The sequence below is a fragment of the Leptothoe sp. LEGE 181152 genome, from assembly GCF_032906605.1.
GTDB lineage: Bacteria > Cyanobacteriota > Cyanobacteriia > Phormidesmidales > Phormidesmidaceae > Leptothoe > Leptothoe turfae.
Genome location: NZ_JASATU010000022.1, coordinates 1 through 21,044, shown reverse-complemented (window position 1 = coordinate 21,044; position 21,044 = coordinate 1). Strand labels below are relative to the sequence as shown.

Sequence of the window (21,044 nt, the reverse complement as noted above, 5' to 3'; positions counted from 1 at the left end):
TGTTGAAGGACGTACGGCTCTACCCATCACCATGACCTTGCGGCAGACAACTGTGCATTAGAGCTGAAAATTATCTAGATATCTAGACTCCTGTCAGGGGGAACACCATGGACTCTAAACCGTTGCCAGTGATCTTACGAAAGTTTGTCTTTCGAGACGAGCTATCACAAGACCATGAATCCCATGTGGATCAAGATATTGACGCAGGTCAAGATGCTTCCCAGGTCAGGCTTGTGCACATTGGGACCCCTGAACGTAAGCGGGCTTCCATTCCTGGCTATTTTGTGATGAGTAGCGCACCACCAAATATTGAAAATGCCAAAGCCATGCAAGAGTCAGAGATGCAGGCAGCGGCACGGGGTGTGAAGGAAATTGCCCGGCATCTCTACGATATCTGTTCTAAACAGGAGGGACCTGACCCTGAACTCATGATTTCTGTTCACGGATATAACAGTGGTCGCAGCTCTGTTCGAGATTGGTATAAGAATATTTTTCAATATATTAACCGATACGACACAGTGATTCCAGGGCAAGGCAACCAGGTCTTCATCGGCTATCGCTGGCCGTCAGAGAATATTGAGTTTCGGCGTTTAGGGGAAGCTTGCAAAGCGCTGCCTCCTTTACCGCGAGCCTTGATGTTTCTAGGGTTTGGTGGGGCGCTAATTCTGCTAATTGTAGAACTTATGGCCTGGGATAAAACGCTGGCGGGTCTAATAGTAGTACCTCTATTGCTTTTGTTCTTAGGCCTATCCACCATAATTATTACACTGGTTATTTTGCGCATGGTGGTTTATTTTCGCGATCGCTACCGAGCTCACAACTTTGGAGTTCTGGATCTCGTTGAATTGCTGCGCCAAATTGACCGGGAATTAGTGAACTTAAAAGCTGCTGATATCAAGCGACAAAATCCCAACGAGCAATATCCTTGTGACAAAGCAGTCCAATTCTGGAAACAAACCCATCGTAAAATAAAACTCTCGTTTTTAGGACACAGCATGGGTGGTTTTGTGGTTACCAATGTGGTACGGATTTTATCCGATGTGTTTGATACGCGCTCCATTAGTAACAAACCTCCAGCCGATATTGGATCTGTTTTCCGGTTAGAGCGGCTGATTTTAACGTCTCCGGATATTCCGATTTTGACTATTGTGTCGAGCCGAGTAAATTTTCTCTCATCTTCTTTAAGACGATTTTCAGAGTCCTATTTATTCAGTAGTGAAGGCGATTTGGCGTTGCGGATTGCTTCGGCGACAGCTAATTACTTTACGTTTCCTAGTACGACAGAAGCAATGGGTTATCGTTTAGGGAATGTTTCGTTGAAAGCTGATCATAACAACTCTAAGGATTACGGCATTGTTAACTTGTCAGCTTTAGATGAATGTTTTTTCCCAGGTTCGTCTTTAGCGGATTCTATTGCTCGTAATCCTTACAAGATTATGGAGCATTTATTCCTTACCTATAACTGGTGTAAAAAAGATGGCTACAATACGTTAGCTAAAATATCGCAGGATTGTATCAAAGCTAGTCAATCTGAGACGATAAATAATTCTCCATCTCAAACGACTGCTCAAATTACGATTGCTGATTTCTTTACTTACTTTGACTGCACTGATTATAAAGACTTTACCTTCTCAGTAAAAGAAGATGCCACTAGTGAAGAGACAAAGGGGCTTCTGACCCGTGCTAACCGTAGAAAAGCTCTGAATTGGTGGGATTATCTAATGTTGATGGTGGATGGAGTGTTCGGAATACGAGATGTCCATGGAGGCTATTTCCAGGGACAGTTTACCCAATCAATGATCTATCGTATTGCATTCCTAGGCTTTCAAGGATATCTAAAAACATTGGATAACGATCCAAATATGGCCTTTGATCCTCATGTGGCGTTGAGTAAATTGCATTTGCAATGTCGTGCCTTGGGAATTCAGAGTTTTCTCTCTCCTATGCGCTACCGTGTGAATATTCAAGGAGCAAGTATTGCAGACAATAAGCAAGAACTGATCGCAGCCATTGATCAAGAGTCCACTGAAGTCTTGCAGTCGGATAATATGTTGGAATCTCTTCAAAATCAGGGTTTTGAAGTCATCGTGAAATAATTCAATCACTGCTCAGGTGAAGCATACAGGTCTTGTACGGTAAAGTAGTCGTCGAACTTTACAGTCTCGTAGTTTTAGGAGAGACGTTAACAACTATTTTGCAGAACCCATGGTTGATGCTTCCTCATGGGTGATTGCTGACCATTGGTTGGGCAAGGGGGCAAATATTTTTTAGATACGGTGTCTGCAAAAAGGGCTGCTCATATGAGCAGCCCTTTTTGCCGTTCACTTGATTTTTGCTAATTTCTTAGCCACCAACGCGAATCAGTTCTACATCAAAGATGAGTGTGGCATTGGGGGGAATAACACCCCCTGCGCCACGGGCACCGTAACCTAGTTCGGGGGGAATGACTAGCTTACGACGACCGCCCACACGCATAGTAGCAACACCTTCATCCCAACCTTTGATTACCTGGCCAACACCGATGGTAAAGGAGAAAGGACGGTTGCGATCGCGACTACTGTCAAACTTTTCACCGTTTTCTAAAGTACCAGTGTAATGCACTGTCACGGCTTGACCTTGTGTAGGTAGAGCTCCAGTACCGACCTCAAGGTCTTCGTACATTAGGCCGGAGTCCGTAGTTGTCATATTTTCGGCCATATCGGTCGTAGGTTCCTCGGTTGTTTCTTCGGTGGGTGGGTCAGGTTCTGCTTGGGCGACAAGCGTAGACGTGACAGAATCGGTCGTGCCTATGTCTACGGTCAAGTTACCGGCAACAGCTTCACTTCCTCGTAGCTGAGTAGCTAGTGCAACTACACAGCAAATGGTGAAAACCCCCAGGCTAATAAAAACTTCTTTCACAGTTCGTTCTCCCAGTGCGATAGCGCAAGAGCTGATGCATCAGCTCGTAACCTGCATCCAAATTGTACGTTACGATTCCTAAAAATTAGGTAGGACTCATGTCACATTTAGTGCCGGTACAGGTAATAGATTACTAGGCTCTAACGCCATTGTTTATTTTCTAAATCTCTAAGTTGGCGCTCCAGGCGATCTAAGCGGCCCCGCAGTTCATCCATTTCCGTCTGGCGTGGCACACCCAAGTCTTGCATGATATTACGAATCTGACGCTGGAGTTGTTCATCGATAGCGGCCTGGTCGATGTTGAATTGAGACATGAAGTCATCGACGAATCCGCGGGCTTGTTCTGGATTAAGCTTGCCATCTTTGACCCAATCTTCAGTCACCTGCCGTAGCTGTTCAGCAACGAGTGATGTAGTGCCAATGCCCAACATTAGAAGTTGCCGAAATAGATTGGATGAGTCCATAGCTTAACTCTAGGTGATGGATGATGAGACTTATCGAACCGGCAGTCGTAGGAAACTTGTAGGAAACCCCGAAATGTAACCCACACCTTCTACAGTTTTGGATGCGCTGTCGGCTTAGATAAACTTATTCTGGCAAACTATTGACGTATTCGACGGGCGGTTAACCGTATGGTTCAGAGAGTTCTATGGTGTTTAATGGCTGTCTGGACGGTGATTGTCTGGGCCAGTACTCCCGTCCATGCTGAAGCGACCCTTAATCCTCAGCCGTCTATGGTGATTGAATGGCTAAAATTCAGAGTAGAGCCTGCTCAGCGTGGTCGTTATCTAGAAATTGACGAGGAAATTTGGACCACAGCTCTCGAGTCCTATCCCGGTTTTTTAGATAAGACCACTTGGCTAGACCCGAACCACGATGATGAAGTAATTTTTGTCATTGCTTGGGCTACTCGTGAGCAATGGAAATCAATTCCTGAAGAGGAGCTCGAACAAATCAATCAGCGCTTTGATGCGGCCCTGGGCATTGACTATGATCTAATGGAATCTAAAGAATTTATCGTTCCAGGTCCAAAGGCTCCGTAGTTTAGAGCAAACGCATATGCCCAGCTGTCCTCGATGTCATCAGTCCGTATTCATTAATGCAGTCACTTGCTCTAACTGTGGGTTAGAGCTGAAAGCCCATGGACATCCTGGCATTGACCTGCATCGTTCTGAGGGTGGCACTTATCTGTGTGATACCTGTGTGTATCATCAAGATGATAGCTGCACGTTTCCACAGCGGCCTCAAGCCACTACATGCACCCTGTATGTAGACACTGCTCAAAAGCCAGTGCCCGAAGCTTCGAAGATCTATACAATTCCGTGGTGGCGTAAATATTCCGGGTGGCTAATGCTGGCAGCGCTGATTCTAATCAGTGTTGTGTTGGTAGTTATTTAAAAAATTAGAGACGTTCTATGGAGCTTCTCTACAAAATTAAACTTAATTTTAACGGGCCTGACGGGATTCGAACCCGCAACTTCCGCCGTGACAGGGCGGTGCTCTAACCAATTGAACTACAGGCCCTTACGAGCGATCTCTATTTTGCTTAGTTATGGGTACTTTGTCAAACAGTTAGTGCAACTTTTTTAGGCAGTGGGGATTATCCGGCTTCTGCGTTGTCTTTCCAAATAGGGACCCTATAGCTAAATAGGGACCCTACAGAGATTATCCGGCTTCTGCGTTGTCTTTCCAAATAGGGGCTGCAAAGTTAGCGAGCCACTGTTTGACCCAAAATGTGGCCCGGCAGTCGTCTTCGTTATACTTCAAAATATCATTGAGATATTGTTCATTCTGGCTCGATAGCCAATTGTCATACCAGCAGATAGACTGGGCTCCATTTGCACTGCTGTCTCGCCATTCAAAGCCAATCCAGCGGGCAATGTGCTTAAGGGCATAGCTTTCGATCGGTAAGGTGACGGAATCGACGATGCGTTTATGGATATCGACAAATCGGCTAAGCAGTTCATCGATATCGATAATGCTGCCATATCGTTCGGCTAGGCGTCTTACGGTCTGGGCTTCATAGGGACAAAAATGGTAGATCGGCGAGTCTGGATAGTGGGCAATCACATGTTGAAATTGATGCCAGGCACTAGCTTCGCCCTCAGGCTCTCGGGCTACGAGTGGGATAAAGGTTTCGTTATGGGTTTGGGTGTCGACAACCAAAATCCCGTGGAGATAAACCAGGTCTTTGTCGGGGGCGGCTTCAATGTCGAAATATAGTTCGATGGGGGCACTGGGCAATTCCTGGGGAGACAGAGTGAAGTTATTGTTGGCGTCGGTACGTGCGATCGCAGCTCCCGAAAGTTTTGCCTGGGCCTGATGCACTAGTTTTTCTGCCACTTTCAACTCAAAACCTGAGGCCTGAGCCAACGTGGCGGGCTGGTTTCGTGCCAGGGTTTCAACCGTTGTGAGTCCAAGCTTTTCTAAATGGCGATAGCGGTTGAGGGTGACCCCAGGCAGGAGAGACAAATGATTTTGTTGCTGGGCGACTTCATAACAATGATTGAGCCACACGCACATGTCACATCGACTCCGGCTGATAAAAACATCCGGTGTCTCCCCTGATGTCAATACAGTTTCACAGGTGTCTAGAAGCTCCAGAAGCGTTGGCCATTGTTTCTCAAGATCGATAACGTAATGACGTTCTTTAAGGCGTAGATGGGCCTCTGCTGGAACGACTCCTTGCCAGGCTGCCAATACATAGGCATGGAAGGCGGCTGTCAGCTGATATTCTTGCTTAGGCTTTTTACCTAACTTGATGTCTAAGGGAACGTAGTACCAATTGCCCAGCCATGAAACACCTGGTTGTTTAATCCAAAGATCTGGCTGGCTAACATAGCCAATGGAGCCATCTGCATTGATGGCGGCTACAGTTCCTCGAAAAATATGTTCCACCCCTTGCTGCATTAGGGTAAATGTTTCCTGGGCTGTAGCAGCAACATTACCTGCATGGCGAGGGGGGCGATTAACGGGGTGAAAGTCTGCTAAGACAGTTTGTCGATGGACGGCACTATCGCTTTTCAGCTTGACTAGATAATCGCTGGGCTCTGATTGTAGGTCTGCATCGCCATAGGCATCCAAATATGCCCGCCGTTGACAGCGCAGAAAGGTAAAAAGTGTACTGTCCTGAATAATTTGATCTGGTCTCGTTTGCTCAAGTGACCAGGAGGATGCAGTTGATGTCCACTGAAGAGTAGATGCTGGTGTAGCGGAACCAGCATCCTGACTTGGCGGCATAGGTAACCTAGCAACCAAAATCCTCCCAAGCCTGTCGGCAAGACGCAACCAAAAGTATTGAAATCATCAAAGCAATAGAGCGTACTCTTTGGCAGAGGCAGAGCGTTTGCGACTAATGTAACGCAGCATTTGCTTATTGTAGTAACACGCTGGAGCGGAAATCGCAATAATGGTACGGGGAAAGAATTTTGTAGGCAGTGACGAGTTCTTAGTTATAAATTTTGAGTTTTGAATTCCGTGCTCGATATTGGCACCGGCATGAACTCAAAACTAAGAACTCCAAAGTGTAATTAGACTCCAACTTTTGGGTGTGCAGACGTTGCATGTAATGGCACTCCAGCAGTACTGTTGGCTTACGCTGAAAATAATCCTGTGCTAATGCGCTTTAATCCCCGTGTCACCACATCGGAATAGCGTAGTTTCCCTAGGAAGACATCGCCCATGATCTGCGTGCCTTTGGGTTGTTTGACGCCAACGCGATAGCCAACGTTAGGTGCCAAATAAAATGCCTTAGCCAGACGAGCGGCCCAACGCATTTCATTGCCCCATTCATCAATCATGGTTTGGGTATAGTTAGCCAGAGCCTGTTCGTTGCCGCTGAGGGCGCTGTGAACTGCTTCAGAGGCCTTGAGGCCACTAAAGATAGAGGGCCGAATACCCTCGGCAGTAAATGGATCTACCACGCAAGCGGCTTCCCCAGCTAATACAGCTTGGGTGGTATGCAGTGTCTGATCACCATCCCAAAGAAAAATAGGATGTCCATGTTTGGTTTCCTCATCGATCTCCACTCCAAATTGTTTGGAGTAGTCGGCGAGAGGCTGCACTAGATCACGAGATTTGCGTTTAGCTGAGACAAATGCTCCACTACCTAAGGAATAGCCATCTGCCTTCGGAAAATTCCAGACATAGCCATTTTTAAGTAGGCCAAATTCAAAATGGACGATGTGGCCATCGTGAACTGGCAGTCGAGGCTCCGTTTCAATCGCCCCGGCCATAACCGTTTTGCGTTGCTTAAAGCCCAGCCATTTTGCCATTGGACCTTTAGCACCGTCTGCGGCGATGAGATATCGCCCTACCACTGGCTCAGCAGATGTACTGATATGCCAGCAACCATCCTTAAACTCGATGCCTGTGGCTTTGGTGGCTTCCTGTAGAACAGCTCCCTGCTTTTGGGCCTGCTGCACCATGTAATGGTCAAACTCGTCGCGGCGCACCATCCAAATGGGTTCCGATAGTTCAGAAATGACTTCATCTTCCATGTTGTAGGTGTAGCGAACCTGGGTGACTTTTTGCGAAATCACTGGTTCAAAGTCATAATCAAACCATTCAGCTACCTTGGGGCAAACGCCACCGCCGCAGGGTTTGTAACGAGGCAGTTTGCTTTTTTCTAATATCAGTACAGAATGGCCATTTTTTGCTAGATGGTAGGCTGCTGTGGCACCAGCTGGGCCACCGCCTACAACGACGCAATCGTAGAAAGATGCCATAAATTCAATTAAATTTGATGGGTTAGTATGTGGTGTAGTTTACCCAGACTAGAGCGTTGCGCAATGGTTGATTACGATGGCGGTGCTTTTCGATCGAGTTGGGCGGCGGCAGCGATCGCACCCTTTTCCTTAGCCCGCTGAGCATAGGGTTGTAGTGTAGCGGCCTCACATCCCGTCAAAATGCTGAGATTTTCAAGGCTAATACCCCGCATAAGCATTTCCACACACCAAGTTTGTCGCGCTTGAATCAGTTTAGGCATTTCCACAACCATATTCAGGCCTTGCCACCAAAATTCCCAGCGTTCTTGCAGCTCTGTCACGGTCATAGGGTTGCCCGCTTCATCAATAAACATGGCGCTGGCATCGTCTTTGCGGTTTTTGAGCCATTTGGTCAGGGGATTGCTGGTGTAAGAACCGTAGCGTTTACCTAAAATCCATTGGTTAACCGTGACCTGGCGAGGGCCGTTGGTCCCCGTCACCTGCAAAATGTGTTGGGATTTATCGCAAATTTGGTGCGAGCGCTGCAATCGAGTAATTTCTATCGGTAGGAGCCCGGCACCGAAGAGAAGAAGTGCGATCGCATGATCCTGGAACCCAATACTTCGAGTCTGCTTCATCAACTGATGTACCCAGCTGGTGGGCAAATCAACCACTAGGGCTGGTGCTGACTCAGAGACAGTTGCCATTGACTCGTTGTTTGGAGTGCTAATTAATTTAGTCAAACACTCCAAAAAATGACTTCGATCCTCCCAGAGAGAATCTCCGCTAGTGGTTTCAATCACCGTGTAGCCCACTAAAGCAGCACCGATCAACCGCGTGAGTTCTGCTGCTGGGAGAGATGATGTATCCAACATTTGCCCTAGATGGTTAGCAATGGCTTGTTGAATTTCCCCCAGCCGTAGCTGTAAAGCGGCGCGATGTTCAGGTGGATACTGGTCAGACTCACCAATGAGAGAGCGTACAAAGTTGGGATATCGCTCCAGTAGCTGTAGGTGTTCATCCAAATAAAGCTGCAGGACATCCGGTGAATATTCGCCGTGGAGCGGGGGCTGGGCATTTAATGCAGGTGACTCTTGCAAGATGGCCAGGAGCAGACCGTACTTATTGCCAAAATTGCGAAATAAGGTAGCCTCATTCACCTCAGCCATATTGGCTATCTGTCGAGTTGTCGTGTGGCTAATGCCTTGAGACAAGAAAAGTTCAAACGCTGCCTGAGTGAGTCGATGGCGAGTTGAAGTCGGAGACATGGACGACTTGCAAGTGCTACTTGCAACTTAAAGGAATCATTGCTACTCTAAGTTTAATGCAAGCGATACTTGCAAAGTGTTCAGAGAGTAGCGGCTGTCAGCTGAAACCCTCTAAGAATTTGCCAATATCAACGACAGTGAGGACTGTATGACTGCACAATTAACCCAACCGCGGCTGGATCCTCAACCTGAGGTTAAACGCCCACCTATGGATTGGGTCACGTTTGGTTTCTTTGCCGTATTTCACGGTGTTGCCCTGCTGGCACCCTGGTTTTTCTCCTGGTCTGCACTGGGTGTCGCCATTTTATTGCACTGGTTATGTGGCGGTGTAGGCATTTGCCTGGGTTTCCATCGATTGCTGAGCCATCGTAGCTTTCAGGTGCCTCGCTGGTTGGAATACCCCATCGCTGTGCTAGGAACACTGGCAATGGAAGGGGGCCCTATCTTTTGGGTCAGCGGTCACCGTAAACACCATGCGTTTACAGAAGATGTGCATAAAGACCCTTATTCAGCCAAGCGCGGCTTTTGGTGGAGTCATATGCTTTGGATTCTGTATCCCCACCGTGAAAACTTTGATAAAAATTACTACGGTAAGTATGCGCCTGACCTCATGCGTCAGCCATTCTACCGCTTTTTGAATAACTATTTTCTATTATTTCAAGTGCTGCTTGCACTATTGCTCTACGCTATTGGCGGCTGGTCCTTTGTTATCTACGGTGTTTTTGTCCGAGCAGTCTGTTTGTGGCATGCAACTTGGCTAGTTAATTCTGCTACCCATACTTGGGGCTATCGTACATTTCATACAGATGATAATGCTCGTAATCTATGGTGGGTGTCTCTAGTCACCTACGGTGAAGGCTGGCACAATAATCACCACACCTATCCTCGTGCTGCTCAGACCGGCTGGAAATGGTGGGAGATCGATGTTACCTGGTACACCATTCTGCTGTTTGAGCGTCTGGGCTGGGCTAAGAAAGTGAAGCGTATTCCAGCGACACATCGTTAGGTAAGTTCAAAACTAGAGCATCAAATAGCAAAGAGGTATAGCTCCAGAGAAAACGAAGGGCTATACCTCTTTTAGCGTCTATCGTTTTAATGCCTTGATCCCTATACATGAATCCCCTACAGGCGAGATACTGGATTAGTTCTAAGTTTTGCGTGAGAGAGGCCTCGATTAAGTGCCAGGATTCAGAGCTGATTGTCAAGACCTCCAACCCACTCAAAACCTAGAACCAAGAACTAAGAACTCTCTATCCCCGTGGCTTACTACATCTCACCCCGTTTTCTTAACGCTTTGGCAGTTCACATTACTAAGAACTTTTTGGAGTTACCCCAGGTGAAGCTGCCGCTGATTTTCGGTATCCATGGCCGCAAAGGGGAGGGTAAAACCTTTCAGTGTGAGCTGGTGTACAAGCGTATGGGAGTGAATGTAGTTCATGTTTCTGGTGGCGAACTAGAGAGCCCAGATGCGGGAGACCCAGCTCGTTTAATTCGTTTGCGCTACCGCGAAGCCGCTGAGCTGGTCAAAATTCGCGGCGAAATGGCCGTGCTGATGATCAATGACCTGGATGCTGGAGCTGGTCGCTTTGATGGCATGACTCAGTACACCGTGAATACGCAACTGGTGAATAACACCCTGATGAATATTGCGGATAATCCGACCAATGTGCAGCTGCCGGGTAGCTATGACGAAACGCCGCTACCGCGTATTCCGATTGTGGTGACGGGTAATGACTTTGCCACGCTCTATGCTCCCTTAGTTCGCGATGGGCGCATGCAGAAATTTTACTGGGAGCCGAACCGAGACGATCGTTTGGGAATTGTGGGAGGAATCTTTGCACCCGATGGTCTAAGTCGTAATGATATTGAGACCCTGGTGGATACGTTTCCGAACCAGGCAATTGATTTCTATGGGGCACTGCGATCGCAAATCTACGATGAGCAAATCATTGATTTTATTCATCGTGTAGGGGTGGAAAATGTTTCTCGTAATGTGGTGAATACGAAAACTCCCCCCAGCTTCAAAAAGCCTGATTTCCGTATTGGCCATCTGATTGAAGTGGGTCAGCGTTTGGTCCGCGAACAGCGTCGCCTTCAGGAAATGAGATTAGTGCAGGAATATAACCAGGCTCTGAACAAGGTCGGGGAGAATCGCAGCAACGGCAACGGTAACTACTATCGTGCTTATCAGCCTGCGCCCTCGGTGCCGTTACAGCCGGTAGAAGAACCTAACGGTGCTTCACACAACACTCCTGCTACACCCCAGTCGCAGTCAGTGGTTGCTGCTAGTTCTCTGCCTGATGAGGTGCAGCAGAATGTGCGTAATCTAATGACTCAGGGCTATCAGGTCGGCATGGAATATGTGGATAAGCGTCGCTTTCGGACCAATGCTTGGCAGAGTTGCCCGGTGATTAATGGTGGTAGTGAAGGACAGGCACTTCAGGCAATTGCACAGTGCTTAGTTGATCATGGCCAGGATTATGTGCGTTTGATTGGTATTGATCCCAACAGTAAGCGACGAGTGTTAGAGCGAATTATTCATCGACCCTAAAGGGACTTAGGAGGGAATGCCAGCGCTAAGGGATATACATGAACATCAATACCCACTCGGACTTGGTATCACTAACAATAATCTCTGTTTTGTTTTCTGTTGTTGTTACATTTACTCAAGAGATTGTTGTATTTTAGATAAAGCTCCTAGCCTCAACAAGTGCAGCAGCCGTTGCATTGCTTCAAACCACTGGTGTAGGCCGTAAAGGAAAGATATTTTAAAAAATCTCATTGCTCGCTAAAGACGGCATCTGTGAGATTTAGAGAGAGAAACACTATTTATGGATAAACTAAAGCTTACTACCTTGACTAAGATGTCTAACTGGTAAGAACTTCTGTTCCTGTAAGCTCTTCACTATCAAGATTATAATGATTGTCCTCAACCCAACGGAGAACGTTTTTGGCAAGTCGGCTTTTGCTTTTAATTGCTCTGATAGCACCAGTCAGGTCCAGTTGTTGCGCAGTTTCCGGATGCTCTAAATCAAATAAACCAGTATTGACCAGATCTATCCGATTAAATTCGTCTTCTAGATTTGTAAAAATTTCTAAGAAGTGTAGGGCAGTCTCTAACTCGGGTGGATCGAGAATTGGGCAATCTGGGCCAGCTAAAAAAGTATTCACAAGGTACCTGAAAACTGCATAGACGATTTGGGCCTTTCTGCTAAGGGGCTACGCAGATTGTTTTTAAAACAAGATACCCAGGATGAGGGAGAAGCTTTACCCTCATTTAAAGCCTAGCACCTATTGTATTACTTGGCTTCCGGGTAGGTCGTTATATCAAGTACCCGTGTTTGATCGGTTAATACTCAACAATTACAGGGGCATGATCGCTAGGTTTTTCCAGCTTGCGTGGTTCGACATCAATCCAGCAGCGTTTGGCTTGCTTATACAGTTCAGGCGATAAGTAATGGTGGTCAATGCGCCATCCCAGATTGCGCCTGAACGAAGCAGCTCGATAATCCCACCAGCTGAAGTGACCACCTTCATCGGTAAATTTACGAAAAGCGTCCGCTAATCCTACGGTGAGCAGGTCTTGTAGAGTTTTACGCTCTAATGGAGAAGACATGATGTGCTTATCCCGCTTCTCATCGGTATAAATATCCTTGTTTTCTAGGGCGATATTGAAGTCACCACAGACATTGAGCTTGGCAGTTTCCTCAAGAGTTTTGGTCAGATACAGTTTGAGTAAAGCGAGCCAACGCATCTTATAGTCATACTTTTCACTACCGATGGAAGATCCATTGGGCACATATAAGTTAAGAATGCGCACGCCATCTAACACAGCACTAATAACTCGTTTTTGATCGTCCAGATGGCCAACGGTATCCTCATCAAGGATTGCTCCAAATCCCATGCGCACATCGTCTAAGGGCGTTTTACTGATGAGGGCTACACCGTTATAGGCTTTTTGTCCGTATATGTAAGTGTGATAGTTAAGTTCCTCAAAGGGGGTTTTGGGAAAGTCAGCATCAACGACTTTTGTCTCTTGGAGACACAGCACATCTACGTCTGAATTTGCCTTGAGCCAATCAGTGACATGGCCAAGACGAGTGCGAACAGAGTTAACGTTCCAAGAAGCGACTTGCATTCGATTCGGTTTCAGCAGAGACAACGCTATCCAGCTCCGTCATTGGGTAGGGGCTCCCCTTGGGGGTGGCCGATACATCAGATGTCGTCTGAATTAGCTCTCGTATTTTAGTATTGGGCAGCGTTGATAGAGCAACCGATGCTGTAGACGTCATTTGTAGCGTTGCTTCAGTAATCTCAAAGTCCTTGAACAGTGAAGTTTGGAGGCGATTCAACAAGACATCGCGTCGACCAGCACTAGCCGTATTTACAGTGAGGTTTGCCGTCAAATGAATTTGACCCGGTGCGATGGTCCAAACCTTAAGCTGCTCTACTTTGGTGATGTCTTTAAAGATAAGCAAATTTTGCTCAATCTCTTGCAGACTAATGTTGTTGGGTGTTTGCTCTAGCAAAATGCTGAGGCTCTGGCGGATCAGTGGGATCGCTCCGGCAAAGATGAGCAGCGCGATCGCAATGCTTACCAACCCATCTGTCCATTGCCACCCAAACCACTGCACAACTGCCGCTACACATAAAACCCCCAAACAGCTGAGTGCATCGGCCAGGGTATGTAGAAATGCCCCCCGCAAATTCAAATCATCATCAGTGTGGTGATGGAGTAAAACGGCGTTGATGCCATGAACACCTAAACCTCCTAACGCCGTCAGCGCCATGGGTTTTGTTAAAATCTCACTGGGCGGTGTCTGTAGTTGCGCAATGGATTCTTGGCCAATCCAACCTGCAATTAATAAAAGACCAATGCCATTCACCAGGGCGGCTAAGATTTCCACGCGACGGTAACCAAAAGGCGCATGGGATGACGTGGGCCAGCGGGCGATCCAGGCAGCGAGTAGGGTCATTGCGATCGCAAACACGTCAGCAATCATATGGCCTGCATCTGCCACCAGCGATAAACTGTGGCTGTGGTGACTCACCCGCAGTTCCACCGCTGAAAAAATTGCCACCATCACGAGGGCAATGGCCAATACTCTAAGTTTCTCTGGCGACGTCTCTGCGGGGCAGTCGCAAGCCCCAAAACCATGATTATGCATACTTGATATTGGTCACATTGCTTATGCCAAAGCGTGTCTGATGAAAGCGTTTTGTTGTCCCGCCAATGTGACACGCAAACATCCTGATGCATCAGGGTGTTTACTATATGAGGGTGCCACACCTAACCAAAACCAACAATTAACCTTGTGACAATATGCCCGACCAACCCCTCCAAGGCGATGCTCTGATCAAGGAAACTAATCGCCGCATTCGTCTTGCTAAAAAACTTTGGGATGCTCACAATAATGCCGCCTGTCGTCGGGAGCGGGAGCGCGCCTTAAAGTTGTATAGCCAACTTACTAAGGTGCAGAAGGAAAAAGTGCCACAGCAACTACGAGTCTGGTTGCGATATCGCAGCGAAAAATATTTTGGTGCTCATCGGACGCCGCCGGGGAGTAAGCATCGGTCATCAAGGCGGCGAAAATAGTGGATGGGAGAGTTAAGCGTTGCGTTTTGCTTTCTCGGTCGGATCTGTCCAATGCTCTAACCATGTAAATCCTTGGGAGAACATCAGGTTTAATGCCAAATAGGTCAGACCAACAGCTGTATAAATTTCAAATGCGCGAAAGTTGGTGGCTACAGTCAGCTGACCGCGACGAAAGAGTTCTTCCAAGCCAATAACAGCGACCAAGCTCGTGTCCTTGAGTAATGTGGTGAACTCATTCCCTAAAGGTGGGATCATGCGTCGCAGGGCTTGGGGTAAAACAATGTAGCGTAGGGTTTGAATCGCATCTAGACCCATGGATGAAGCTGCTTCCCACTGCCCGCGATCAATTGATTGAATGCCACCTCGGACAATTTCAGCTACATAGGCCGCTGAATTCAGGCTCAGGGCAAGAACGCCAGCGGACCACCGGTCAAAGGTAAAGCTTAATCCCAGGCTTTTGAAGAGTGCTGGAAAGCCAAAGTAAATCCAGAAGATTTGGACCAGCAGCGGCGTGCCTCGAAAAAATTCAATGTAAGCACGGGTGGCCAAACGTATGGGCCAGAACTTGGAGAGTCTGGCGGTGCCGAGCAATGTGCCACCAATAAAGCCAAAGAAGATGGCTAGGGCTGTCAACTGTATGGTCGTTAAGGCACCCCGCAGTAGGGCGGGCAGAGCATTAATAATATATTCCACGTCGATAGGTTCCCTTGTGAGGACCTGTTAAGGAGTAGTGCTAGGACCTGAATATTGGGGTGAGGCTAAGATTCTTGCTCAAATTCCATGGAAGATCCGTGTCTTCCATGGAATTTTAAGGTTCAAGCTCTCCTCTAAAAGCCAGCTTCCGGTAAGGTGCCGACAGGAGTGGTGCCAAACCACTTTTCATAGAGGGCATCATAGGTGCCGTTTTCAATCAGTTCGGCTAAGGCTGTATTTAAAGCCTCAAGGTTTGGCGAATCTTTGGGCATCGCGATGCCATAGAATTCTTCGGTTATCAATTCACCTACAACCTTGACGCCGCCAATATTGCCAGTCGCGATCGCATCCAACGTTACCGGCGCATCGTTAATCACAGCATCAGCATTGCCATTAGAGAGTTCTTGTAGTGCTAATGGCGCTGAATCAAAGGTGCTGATTTTAGCATCCTTAATCGTACCGGCCATCTCTGCACCTGTAGTACCCAGCTGTACAGCGATGGTTTTTCCTTCTAGACTCTCGAATGATGTGGTTTCAGTATCATCTTCAGCTACTGCGATCGCTAGACCAGCTCGGAAGTAGGGGCGAGAGAAGTCCACTGTCTGAGCCCGTTCTTCAGTAATGGTCATGCCGCTAATGGCTGCTTCGATGGTGCCAGCCTGTAGAGCGGGAATTAGACCATCAAAGGGTAAGCTTTCAAACTGAACTTCGACACCAGCCTGCTCACCAATGGCCTTCATCAAGTCAATATCAAACCCTACAAGTTCACCGCTGTCATCCTGAGACTCAAAGGGAGGGAAGGCGGGCTCAGTACCCACTAGCCATAGACCAGCAGCATCGCCACCATCAGCGCTGGGGGTTGTGGAGACATCACCACCACTACCGCAGGCCGCCAGTACGACAGCTGCTCCCAGACTTAAACACGCGTTTCTTATGAATTGAGACCGTTTCATAATGCTTAATCGGCTCCTTATTGTTATGACGTCACTGATCTACCGCAGAAGATAAGACGCTAGGGCTGAATCACCCTGATATCTGACTCAAACGTGTAGTTTAAACTACCAGGAATTAAAAAACGGTGTTGTTTGTAGCGTCATGGTTGCTTACGTTTCTTTACCTTCTTCGGTTTTTTGCTGCGCCGAGCTGCTGCCTGAGCTTTCTCTATCCAGTTCAAAAGTTCTACTGGTTCTTCTAGGACTGTTTTGGGTAGTTGATAGTAAGACATTTGAATGGTTTTACCGTGGCGTTCATAGTGAAACGGCCCCATGTCGGCTTCTAGATAGTCGACTAAATTGTCATCATCAACTTTGAAATAGAGCGTTTCATAAGCAATCAGAGCAAACATGATCCCGTCTGCGTAGAGACCATAGCCACCAAACATAGAGCGGGCAGTAACAGGTGCCACCTGATTCAATTGGTGAACGATTCTATCTTTGAAAGCCATGGTTTCTGGAGATGGCATGGAGTATTCCCGAGCAATAAAACCTCTTACCTGTCCGACGATGATACGTAATTTCTGCGGGTAAGTGATTACTGTTAAACATTCATGACTTAAAAAACATTGTGATTCGTAGCGTCAGCACAATGTCAGCGGTATGATGCCTTTCAAGATGTTACTGATAGGTGTGTTGTGACAGAAGCCGCAATTTATTTTGCAAACCTGCAGAAGAGCTATGGCGACCTATCGGTGCTGCGAGGCATTAATGGCCAAATTGAACGTGGTGAAGTTGTTGCCATCATTGGTTCTTCGGGATGTGGTAAAAGCACGCTACTACGCTGTTTTAATCGCTTAGAAACCATCAGTGGTGGTCAGTTGGTTGTAGATAATATTAATTTATCAGCCCCTAATCTGAGTGCTAAGGCGTTACAGCAGTTGCGAGCAAAAGTAGGGATGGTTTTTCAGCAGTTCAACCTTTATCCTCACATGAGTGTTTTGGACAATCTGACGCTGTCCCCCCGTAAGGTGCTTCGGCTTTCTACTAAGGAAGCGGAAGAGCGAGCACACGTCTATTTAAATAAAGTTGGTTTAGCTGAAAAGGCCTCAGCTTATCCTGATCAGCTTTCAGGTGGACAAAAACAACGCGTTGCGATCGCGCGTTCCCTCTGTATGCAACCTGACATTTTGCTATTTGATGAACCCACAAGCGCTCTAGATCCTGAACTGGTGGGCGAAGTGCTTCAGGTGATGCGCACCCTGGCTGAAGATGGTATGACCATGGCCGTAGTGACCCATGAAATGCAGTTCGCTCGGGAAGTCGCGAGTCGTGTCCTATTTCTCAATCAAGGTGTAGTCGAAGAAACTGGTGCTCCTCGAGACGTGTTGCAGAACCCTCAGAGTGAGCGTTTACAGACATTTCTCAGTCGTATGAATGGGATAACAGTTTAGGTCAAAACTAGGTCAAAGCCTTTTAGACAAAACCTCGATCAACAAATTCACAGCCCCGCTGATAAATTGTCTGGGCATAATCTGTCCACTGCCCTTGACCCCAGTACCGGAAGCAGCTGGTTTGTAGAATTAGGTTGTGCAGGAGTGCCTGGCGATAGTTGGCATTTAATGCTAAGTAGGCTTGCTTGCTTGCTGGCACTGCATTAATGGCCTGGTGAAAGCTAGCACTTAGGCGTTCTATGGGGTCAATGACATTGGCATATCCATCGACCCAACTGCGATCGTTAGTCCATGAGCCTCCTGTAAATCTAGTGTTTTGCTCCGCTAGATTTGAGATCGCATCACCCACCTGTTCTGGTGTAATGTTGCCATCCAGAGCCTGCCACAGTTTATGTTGATCTTTCGCCTGACAGTTAGGAAAATCACTTTCTGTGATTCCGGCTGCCGCTAACAGTTCCAGATACTCGGTACCGTTAATTCCGGTAACTGTATGCTCATGGCGAGATTCATGCCAGGCTCGTTTAAAGGCTCCTGGAAATTCATTCATCATGACGCCACCATTTTCACCGTCAGAGATTTGGCTCACTAGAGGCGGGATTGACTTATTTCCAAGGGGCATCTTACCTAAAGTCTTGGCTTCGTAGTACGGCTGCATTTGACCAATCAACTTAGTATCAGAACCTTGGGTTTTGATTAAGGCTGTGATCGACACTGTGTCGCCATGACTATTGCGAGCCACCAAACGATGAGGCAGATGTGGTTGCTGAATTCCCTCACCTGTCAGTATTTCCACGGTATGCTCTTGGACCATGACCCAGCGATAACCTGTCTCTTTGAGAGTTTTAACCAACGTGTACAGAGCATCGGGATGATTCGGCAGTTGCATTTCAGGTAATGAGAATCCTCGAACTCGCTTGAGTGCTTCTAATCCAAAAATGCTGGCAAACTGGTGCTGCCAAGCTCGAATATGTAACTTGATATCGGGTAGTGGCGTGGCAGCGGCAACGGCATGTCCCCAAAATGTACCTAACCATTCCACATGGGTTTGGTACCGAGGATCGCAGGTGATCCCTCTGAGCTTATCGAGAATGTCGTCACGCCCCATTTCCTGGAGGCCCCACAGCAAATTCCCTGAATAGTCCAGCATGACCCGTGGGTTGCAACCCTGACTCACAAGCTCAGGGATAAAATCACCCATGCGGGCATAGCAATAGGCAAATGGTCCAGCATTATGATTGTCACCTTCATAGTGGTGTTCAAACATATATTGCAAATGGCCGATAAGCTTGCCCTCTGGCCCCGCTGGGATCGTCGGCTGGTGCATGTGAAGTGCGATCGCAAACCCTGCCGACAGGCTGTTGAGATCGAGATTACTGCGTTCCAGAAAAACTGGCTCGTCGAAACTACTCAACTCCTCAATAGATGACTCCCAGCCACAAAGCATAGGGAGTGTTTGATCATAGGTAGCTGGGGGAGATACAGCAGCAGACATATACTTGGAGAGTATTAAAAGGTGGATTATTTTCTATCCCTAGTGTCCCAGGTACGGGCTTTAAAATAAACCACCCTTATAGAAAAGATAACCCTAGATTAACTCTCCCACTAAACTCTTTGGTTACCTATTCATGAACTCCACGTTCGAATGAAACCGCCAACTCATCTTCTAACCAATTTAGGATTTGCAATCGTTCTCCCTGAGTGAGATACAGATGGCCCGTATGACGTAGGCGATCGTTGACGTCTTCTATATCTGAAGGTGTCATCAACCCAACTATGGCTCCTATATTATAAAGAGCATCATCTCGTTCCTCTTGAGTGTGACAACCGTAGCGATATCTTGAGATTTGCCGACTAATATATTTGAATGCCTGGGGGTCGGTAGATTCTAACCGCTGCTTGCGTTCATCAGCAATTGGTTCACCAGCAACCATGGCAGCATAGTCGGTGTCTAATATATCCAACTTGACGATTTTGACTTCTTGGCTGGATCTATGGCTCACGGTGGTCAACACCCCACATACTCTTTGAGTCTTTTCAATTGTGCCTTCCTCAAATAGAAAATGCTTGAAGCTTTGTTATTTTGCAATTGTCCGTTTGCAAACGTTTGCAAACGGACAATTCGCTAAATTTCACTCGCATTTTAAGCGCATGCTCAAATCCAGCCAGGATGAGCGAGTTATTGGCGCGCTACTTGATATATAGTCAACACCCGTTAATGCAATCTCACGAATGGTTTCGAGAGTAACGTTGCCGGATCCCTCAATCTTGATCCGAGAACTATGCTGTCGAATTAAGTAGACTGCTTGCTCCATCACACTTGGAGTCATGTTGTCCAACATAATAATGTCGGCACCATGGTTCAATGCCTCCTCAACCTGTTCTAAATTCTCTGTCTCTACCTCTATATTGAGCGGATAAGGCATAGCTAACCTTACAGCTTTAATTGCCTGCGCAATTCCACCCGCAGCAGCAATATGGTTGTCTTTAACCATCAAGGCGTCATCAAGGCCCATACGGTGGTTTTTCGCACCGCCCATGCGAGTTGCATACTTTTCTAAGGCTCGAAGCCCTGGGGTCGTTTTGCGAGTATCCACGAGCTGAGCTGGCAGATCTGCAATTGCATCGACATATTGCCGGGTAGCAGTCGCAATACCACTAAGATGCATTGCTAAATTCAGGGCGACTCGTTCACCCGTGAGCAAATGAGCGAAGGAACCGCTCATTTGAGCAATGGTCGTGCCTGCTTCTACCCATGTGCCCTCAACAACACAGGGCTCAAACTCTATTTGATTAACCGATGTGCCGTCTAAATCAGACAGGATTGCAAACACTCTACGAGCGATCAGAAGTCCACAGATGACGCCCGATGCTTTTGCTATCCAATACCCACTTCCCTGTCTTACACCTGTGGTGTCTAAACCTAAAGTGGTCTGATCTCCACGACCAATATCTTCTTGCAGCCATTGCTTTAGCTGATCATCTAAGCCGATCCAGTTGATATTCACAGTATTTTTTCTGCTCAAGCTCACCCTATTTAAATAGAGATAGAGACAAACGATTGCACTGTCTACTAGCTAGCTTCAAGTCAACAACACAACTCACGCTAGTAATAGTTGCCATCGATTGGTAAGTAAGCCAGCTTCAGCAATAAAGCTGTGACCAAAACACCTAAAAGCTTCATCTAAATTCTAAAGAAAGTTGTGTCATAGTCACGATGGGCATGGCCAAAACTCGCTTCGACGCCTTGTTCTAAGGCGTTTTGCGGCTTTCCGAAAAAACTTCAAGAAAGGAGTTGACCAGTGACGAATAGCTCGCTATATTAGTAAAGCGCTTGAGACGGGAGCGGCGAACACCGTAACCGAATCGAGTCAGAACCTAGACAAATCAATAGTTTGAGATTCTAACAAAATCCTGTTTAATTTCTTTAGTTTGAAATTGGTTAGACCTTATCACGAGGTTGAGGCCGATGTCAAACGACCGGATACTTAGATAACACT

21 protein-coding genes and 1 tRNA gene are annotated in these 21,044 nt (G+C 47.1%); 7 read left to right on the top strand and 15 right to left on the bottom strand.

Annotated features, from left to right (window positions below):
• Positions 1–107 precede the first annotated feature (107 nt).
• Positions 108–2,096 carry an alpha/beta hydrolase gene (locus QGP82_RS13670; RefSeq protein ID WP_499059660.1) on the top strand — a complete coding sequence of 663 codons (1,989 nt, stop codon included), beginning with the start codon at positions 108–110 and terminating at the stop codon, positions 2,094–2,096.
• A 247-nt stretch (positions 2,097–2,343) separates the two neighbouring features.
• Here QGP82_RS13670 and QGP82_RS13665 read toward each other — a convergent pair whose 3' ends face one another.
• Positions 2,344–2,898, bottom strand: coding sequence for an FKBP-type peptidyl-prolyl cis-trans isomerase (locus QGP82_RS13665; protein WP_163659114.1), 555 nt, complete (start codon positions 2,896–2,898; stop codon positions 2,344–2,346).
• A gap of 140 nt (positions 2,899–3,038) precedes the next feature.
• Positions 3,039–3,362, bottom strand: a complete 324-nt coding sequence (locus QGP82_RS13660) for a phasin family protein (protein WP_163659113.1) — start codon at positions 3,360–3,362, stop codon at positions 3,039–3,041.
• A gap of 168 nt (positions 3,363–3,530) precedes the next feature.
• Between QGP82_RS13660 and QGP82_RS13655 the strand changes: the two genes are divergently transcribed.
• Together QGP82_RS13655 and QGP82_RS13650 are read left to right on the top strand one after the other, a co-directional pair.
• Positions 3,531–3,941 carry a TIGR03792 family protein gene (locus QGP82_RS13655; RefSeq protein ID WP_348917857.1) on the top strand — a complete coding sequence of 137 codons (411 nt, stop codon included), beginning with the start codon at positions 3,531–3,533 and terminating at the stop codon, positions 3,939–3,941.
• Between the two features lie 16 nt (positions 3,942–3,957).
• Positions 3,958–4,296: a zinc ribbon domain-containing protein gene (locus tag QGP82_RS13650; RefSeq protein ID WP_163659112.1), complete on the top strand. Its 339-nt coding sequence runs from the start codon at positions 3,958–3,960 to the stop codon at positions 4,294–4,296.
• A gap of 52 nt (positions 4,297–4,348) precedes the next feature.
• On the opposite strand, the gene QGP82_RS13645 is transcribed toward QGP82_RS13650, so the two are convergent.
• The 4 genes from QGP82_RS13645 to QGP82_RS13630 all read right to left on the bottom strand — a co-directional run bounded on the left by QGP82_RS13645 (position 4,349) and on the right by QGP82_RS13630 (position 8,872).
• Positions 4,349–4,422 (bottom strand) — tRNA-Asp (locus tag QGP82_RS13645).
• A gap of 141 nt (positions 4,423–4,563) precedes the next feature.
• Positions 4,564–6,138 (bottom strand): TM0106 family RecB-like putative nuclease, encoded by a 1,575-nt coding sequence (locus QGP82_RS13640; protein WP_499059659.1) that lies wholly within the window; start codon positions 6,136–6,138, stop codon positions 4,564–4,566.
• 353 nt (positions 6,139–6,491) lie between these two features.
• Positions 6,492–7,625: a geranylgeranyl reductase family protein gene (locus QGP82_RS13635; protein WP_163659110.1), complete on the bottom strand. Its 1,134-nt coding sequence runs from the start codon at positions 7,623–7,625 to the stop codon at positions 6,492–6,494.
• Positions 7,626–7,696: 71 nt separating this feature from the next.
• Positions 7,697–8,872, bottom strand: coding sequence for a TetR/AcrR family transcriptional regulator (locus QGP82_RS13630; RefSeq protein ID WP_499059658.1), 1,176 nt, complete (start codon positions 8,870–8,872; stop codon positions 7,697–7,699).
• A 148-nt stretch (positions 8,873–9,020) separates the two neighbouring features.
• On the opposite strand from QGP82_RS13630, the gene QGP82_RS13625 reads away from it, so the two are divergent.
• Positions 9,021–9,878 carry an acyl-CoA desaturase gene (locus QGP82_RS13625; RefSeq protein WP_163659108.1) on the top strand — a complete coding sequence of 286 codons (858 nt, stop codon included), beginning with the start codon at positions 9,021–9,023 and terminating at the stop codon, positions 9,876–9,878.
• Positions 9,879–10,130: 252 nt separating this feature from the next.
• Positions 10,131–11,423, top strand: coding sequence for a RuBisCO small subunit-like domain-containing protein (locus QGP82_RS13620; protein ID WP_499059657.1), 1,293 nt, complete (start codon positions 10,131–10,133; stop codon positions 11,421–11,423).
• 317 nt (positions 11,424–11,740) lie between these two features.
• On the opposite strand, the gene QGP82_RS13615 is transcribed toward QGP82_RS13620, so the two are convergent.
• From QGP82_RS13615 to QGP82_RS13605, 3 genes are all read right to left on the bottom strand, one after another.
• Positions 11,741–12,043, bottom strand: a complete 303-nt coding sequence (locus QGP82_RS13615; protein ID WP_006517023.1) for a hypothetical protein — start codon at positions 12,041–12,043, stop codon at positions 11,741–11,743.
• A 178-nt stretch (positions 12,044–12,221) separates the two neighbouring features.
• Positions 12,222–13,010 (bottom strand): exodeoxyribonuclease III, encoded by a 789-nt coding sequence (gene xth / locus QGP82_RS13610; protein ID WP_499059656.1) that lies wholly within the window; start codon positions 13,008–13,010, stop codon positions 12,222–12,224.
• The gene (locus QGP82_RS13605; RefSeq protein WP_499059655.1) at positions 12,985–14,040 is read right to left on the bottom strand and encodes a cation diffusion facilitator family transporter; all 1,056 of its coding nucleotides are present in this window, start codon (positions 14,038–14,040) and stop codon (positions 12,985–12,987) included. The genes xth and QGP82_RS13605 overlap by 26 nt, the downstream gene beginning before the upstream one ends.
• A gap of 155 nt (positions 14,041–14,195) precedes the next feature.
• Here QGP82_RS13605 and QGP82_RS13600 point away from each other — a divergent pair, with 155 nt between their 5' ends.
• On the top strand, positions 14,196–14,468 hold the full coding sequence (locus QGP82_RS13600; protein WP_006517020.1) for a hypothetical protein: 273 nt from the start codon (positions 14,196–14,198) through the stop codon (positions 14,466–14,468).
• Positions 14,469–14,480: 12 nt separating this feature from the next.
• On the opposite strand, the gene QGP82_RS13595 is transcribed toward QGP82_RS13600, so the two are convergent.
• From QGP82_RS13595 to QGP82_RS13585, 3 genes are all read right to left on the bottom strand, one after another.
• Positions 14,481–15,161, bottom strand: coding sequence for an amino acid ABC transporter permease (locus tag QGP82_RS13595; RefSeq protein ID WP_006517019.1), 681 nt, complete (start codon positions 15,159–15,161; stop codon positions 14,481–14,483).
• Between the two features lie 134 nt (positions 15,162–15,295).
• On the bottom strand, positions 15,296–16,114 hold the full coding sequence (locus QGP82_RS13590) for a basic amino acid ABC transporter substrate-binding protein (RefSeq protein ID WP_490795730.1): 819 nt from the start codon (positions 16,112–16,114) through the stop codon (positions 15,296–15,298).
• Positions 16,115–16,254: 140 nt separating this feature from the next.
• Positions 16,255–16,623, bottom strand: coding sequence for a TfoX/Sxy family protein (locus QGP82_RS13585; RefSeq protein WP_163659103.1), 369 nt, complete (start codon positions 16,621–16,623; stop codon positions 16,255–16,257).
• Between the two features lie 168 nt (positions 16,624–16,791).
• Here QGP82_RS13585 and QGP82_RS13580 point away from each other — a divergent pair, with 168 nt between their 5' ends.
• Positions 16,792–17,547, top strand: coding sequence for an amino acid ABC transporter ATP-binding protein (locus QGP82_RS13580; protein WP_348917855.1), 756 nt, complete (start codon positions 16,792–16,794; stop codon positions 17,545–17,547).
• A gap of 22 nt (positions 17,548–17,569) precedes the next feature.
• Here QGP82_RS13580 and QGP82_RS13575 read toward each other — a convergent pair whose 3' ends face one another.
• The 3 genes from QGP82_RS13575 to nadC form a co-directional block, all read right to left on the bottom strand.
• Positions 17,570–19,039, bottom strand: a complete 1,470-nt coding sequence (locus QGP82_RS13575) for a polysaccharide deacetylase family protein (protein ID WP_499059654.1) — start codon at positions 19,037–19,039, stop codon at positions 17,570–17,572.
• 127 nt (positions 19,040–19,166) lie between these two features.
• Complete coding sequence (locus tag QGP82_RS13570) at positions 19,167–19,547, bottom strand: hypothetical protein (protein ID WP_348917854.1); 381 nt, start codon at positions 19,545–19,547, stop codon at positions 19,167–19,169.
• A gap of 129 nt (positions 19,548–19,676) precedes the next feature.
• Complete coding sequence (gene nadC / locus QGP82_RS13565) at positions 19,677–20,552, bottom strand: carboxylating nicotinate-nucleotide diphosphorylase (protein ID WP_348917853.1); 876 nt, start codon at positions 20,550–20,552, stop codon at positions 19,677–19,679.
• Between the last annotated feature and the right edge of the window lie 492 nt (positions 20,553–21,044).

Bases quoted from the DNA above. Each gene is read 5' to 3' on its own strand.
- QGP82_RS13670 (WP_499059660.1), top strand. From the start codon at position 108: ATGGACTCTAAACCGTTGCCAGTGATCTTACGAAAGTTTGTCTTTCGA.
- QGP82_RS13660 (WP_163659113.1), bottom strand. From the start codon at position 3,362: ATGGACTCATCCAATCTATTTCGGCAACTTCTAATGTTGGGCATTGGC.
- QGP82_RS13655 (WP_348917857.1), top strand. From the start codon at position 3,531: ATGGTTCAGAGAGTTCTATGGTGTTTAATGGCTGTCTGGACGGTGATT.
- QGP82_RS13650 (WP_163659112.1), top strand. From the start codon at position 3,958: ATGCCCAGCTGTCCTCGATGTCATCAGTCCGTATTCATTAATGCAGTC.
- QGP82_RS13640 (WP_499059659.1), bottom strand. From the start codon at position 6,138: ATGCCGCCAAGTCAGGATGCTGGTTCCGCTACACCAGCATCTACTCTT.
- QGP82_RS13635 (WP_163659110.1), bottom strand. From the start codon at position 7,625: ATGGCATCTTTCTACGATTGCGTCGTTGTAGGCGGTGGCCCAGCTGGT.
- QGP82_RS13630 (WP_499059658.1), bottom strand. From the start codon at position 8,872: ATGTCTCCGACTTCAACTCGCCATCGACTCACTCAGGCAGCGTTTGAA.
- QGP82_RS13625 (WP_163659108.1), top strand. From the start codon at position 9,021: ATGACTGCACAATTAACCCAACCGCGGCTGGATCCTCAACCTGAGGTT.
- xth (WP_499059656.1), bottom strand. From the start codon at position 13,010: ATGCAAGTCGCTTCTTGGAACGTTAACTCTGTTCGCACTCGTCTTGGC.
- QGP82_RS13605 (WP_499059655.1), bottom strand. From the start codon at position 14,040: ATGCATAATCATGGTTTTGGGGCTTGCGACTGCCCCGCAGAGACGTCG.
- QGP82_RS13600 (WP_006517020.1), top strand. From the start codon at position 14,196: ATGCCCGACCAACCCCTCCAAGGCGATGCTCTGATCAAGGAAACTAAT.
- QGP82_RS13590 (WP_490795730.1), bottom strand. From the start codon at position 16,114: ATGAAACGGTCTCAATTCATAAGAAACGCGTGTTTAAGTCTGGGAGCA.
- QGP82_RS13585 (WP_163659103.1), bottom strand. From the start codon at position 16,623: ATGCCATCTCCAGAAACCATGGCTTTCAAAGATAGAATCGTTCACCAA.
- QGP82_RS13575 (WP_499059654.1), bottom strand. From the start codon at position 19,039: ATGTCTGCTGCTGTATCTCCCCCAGCTACCTATGATCAAACACTCCCT.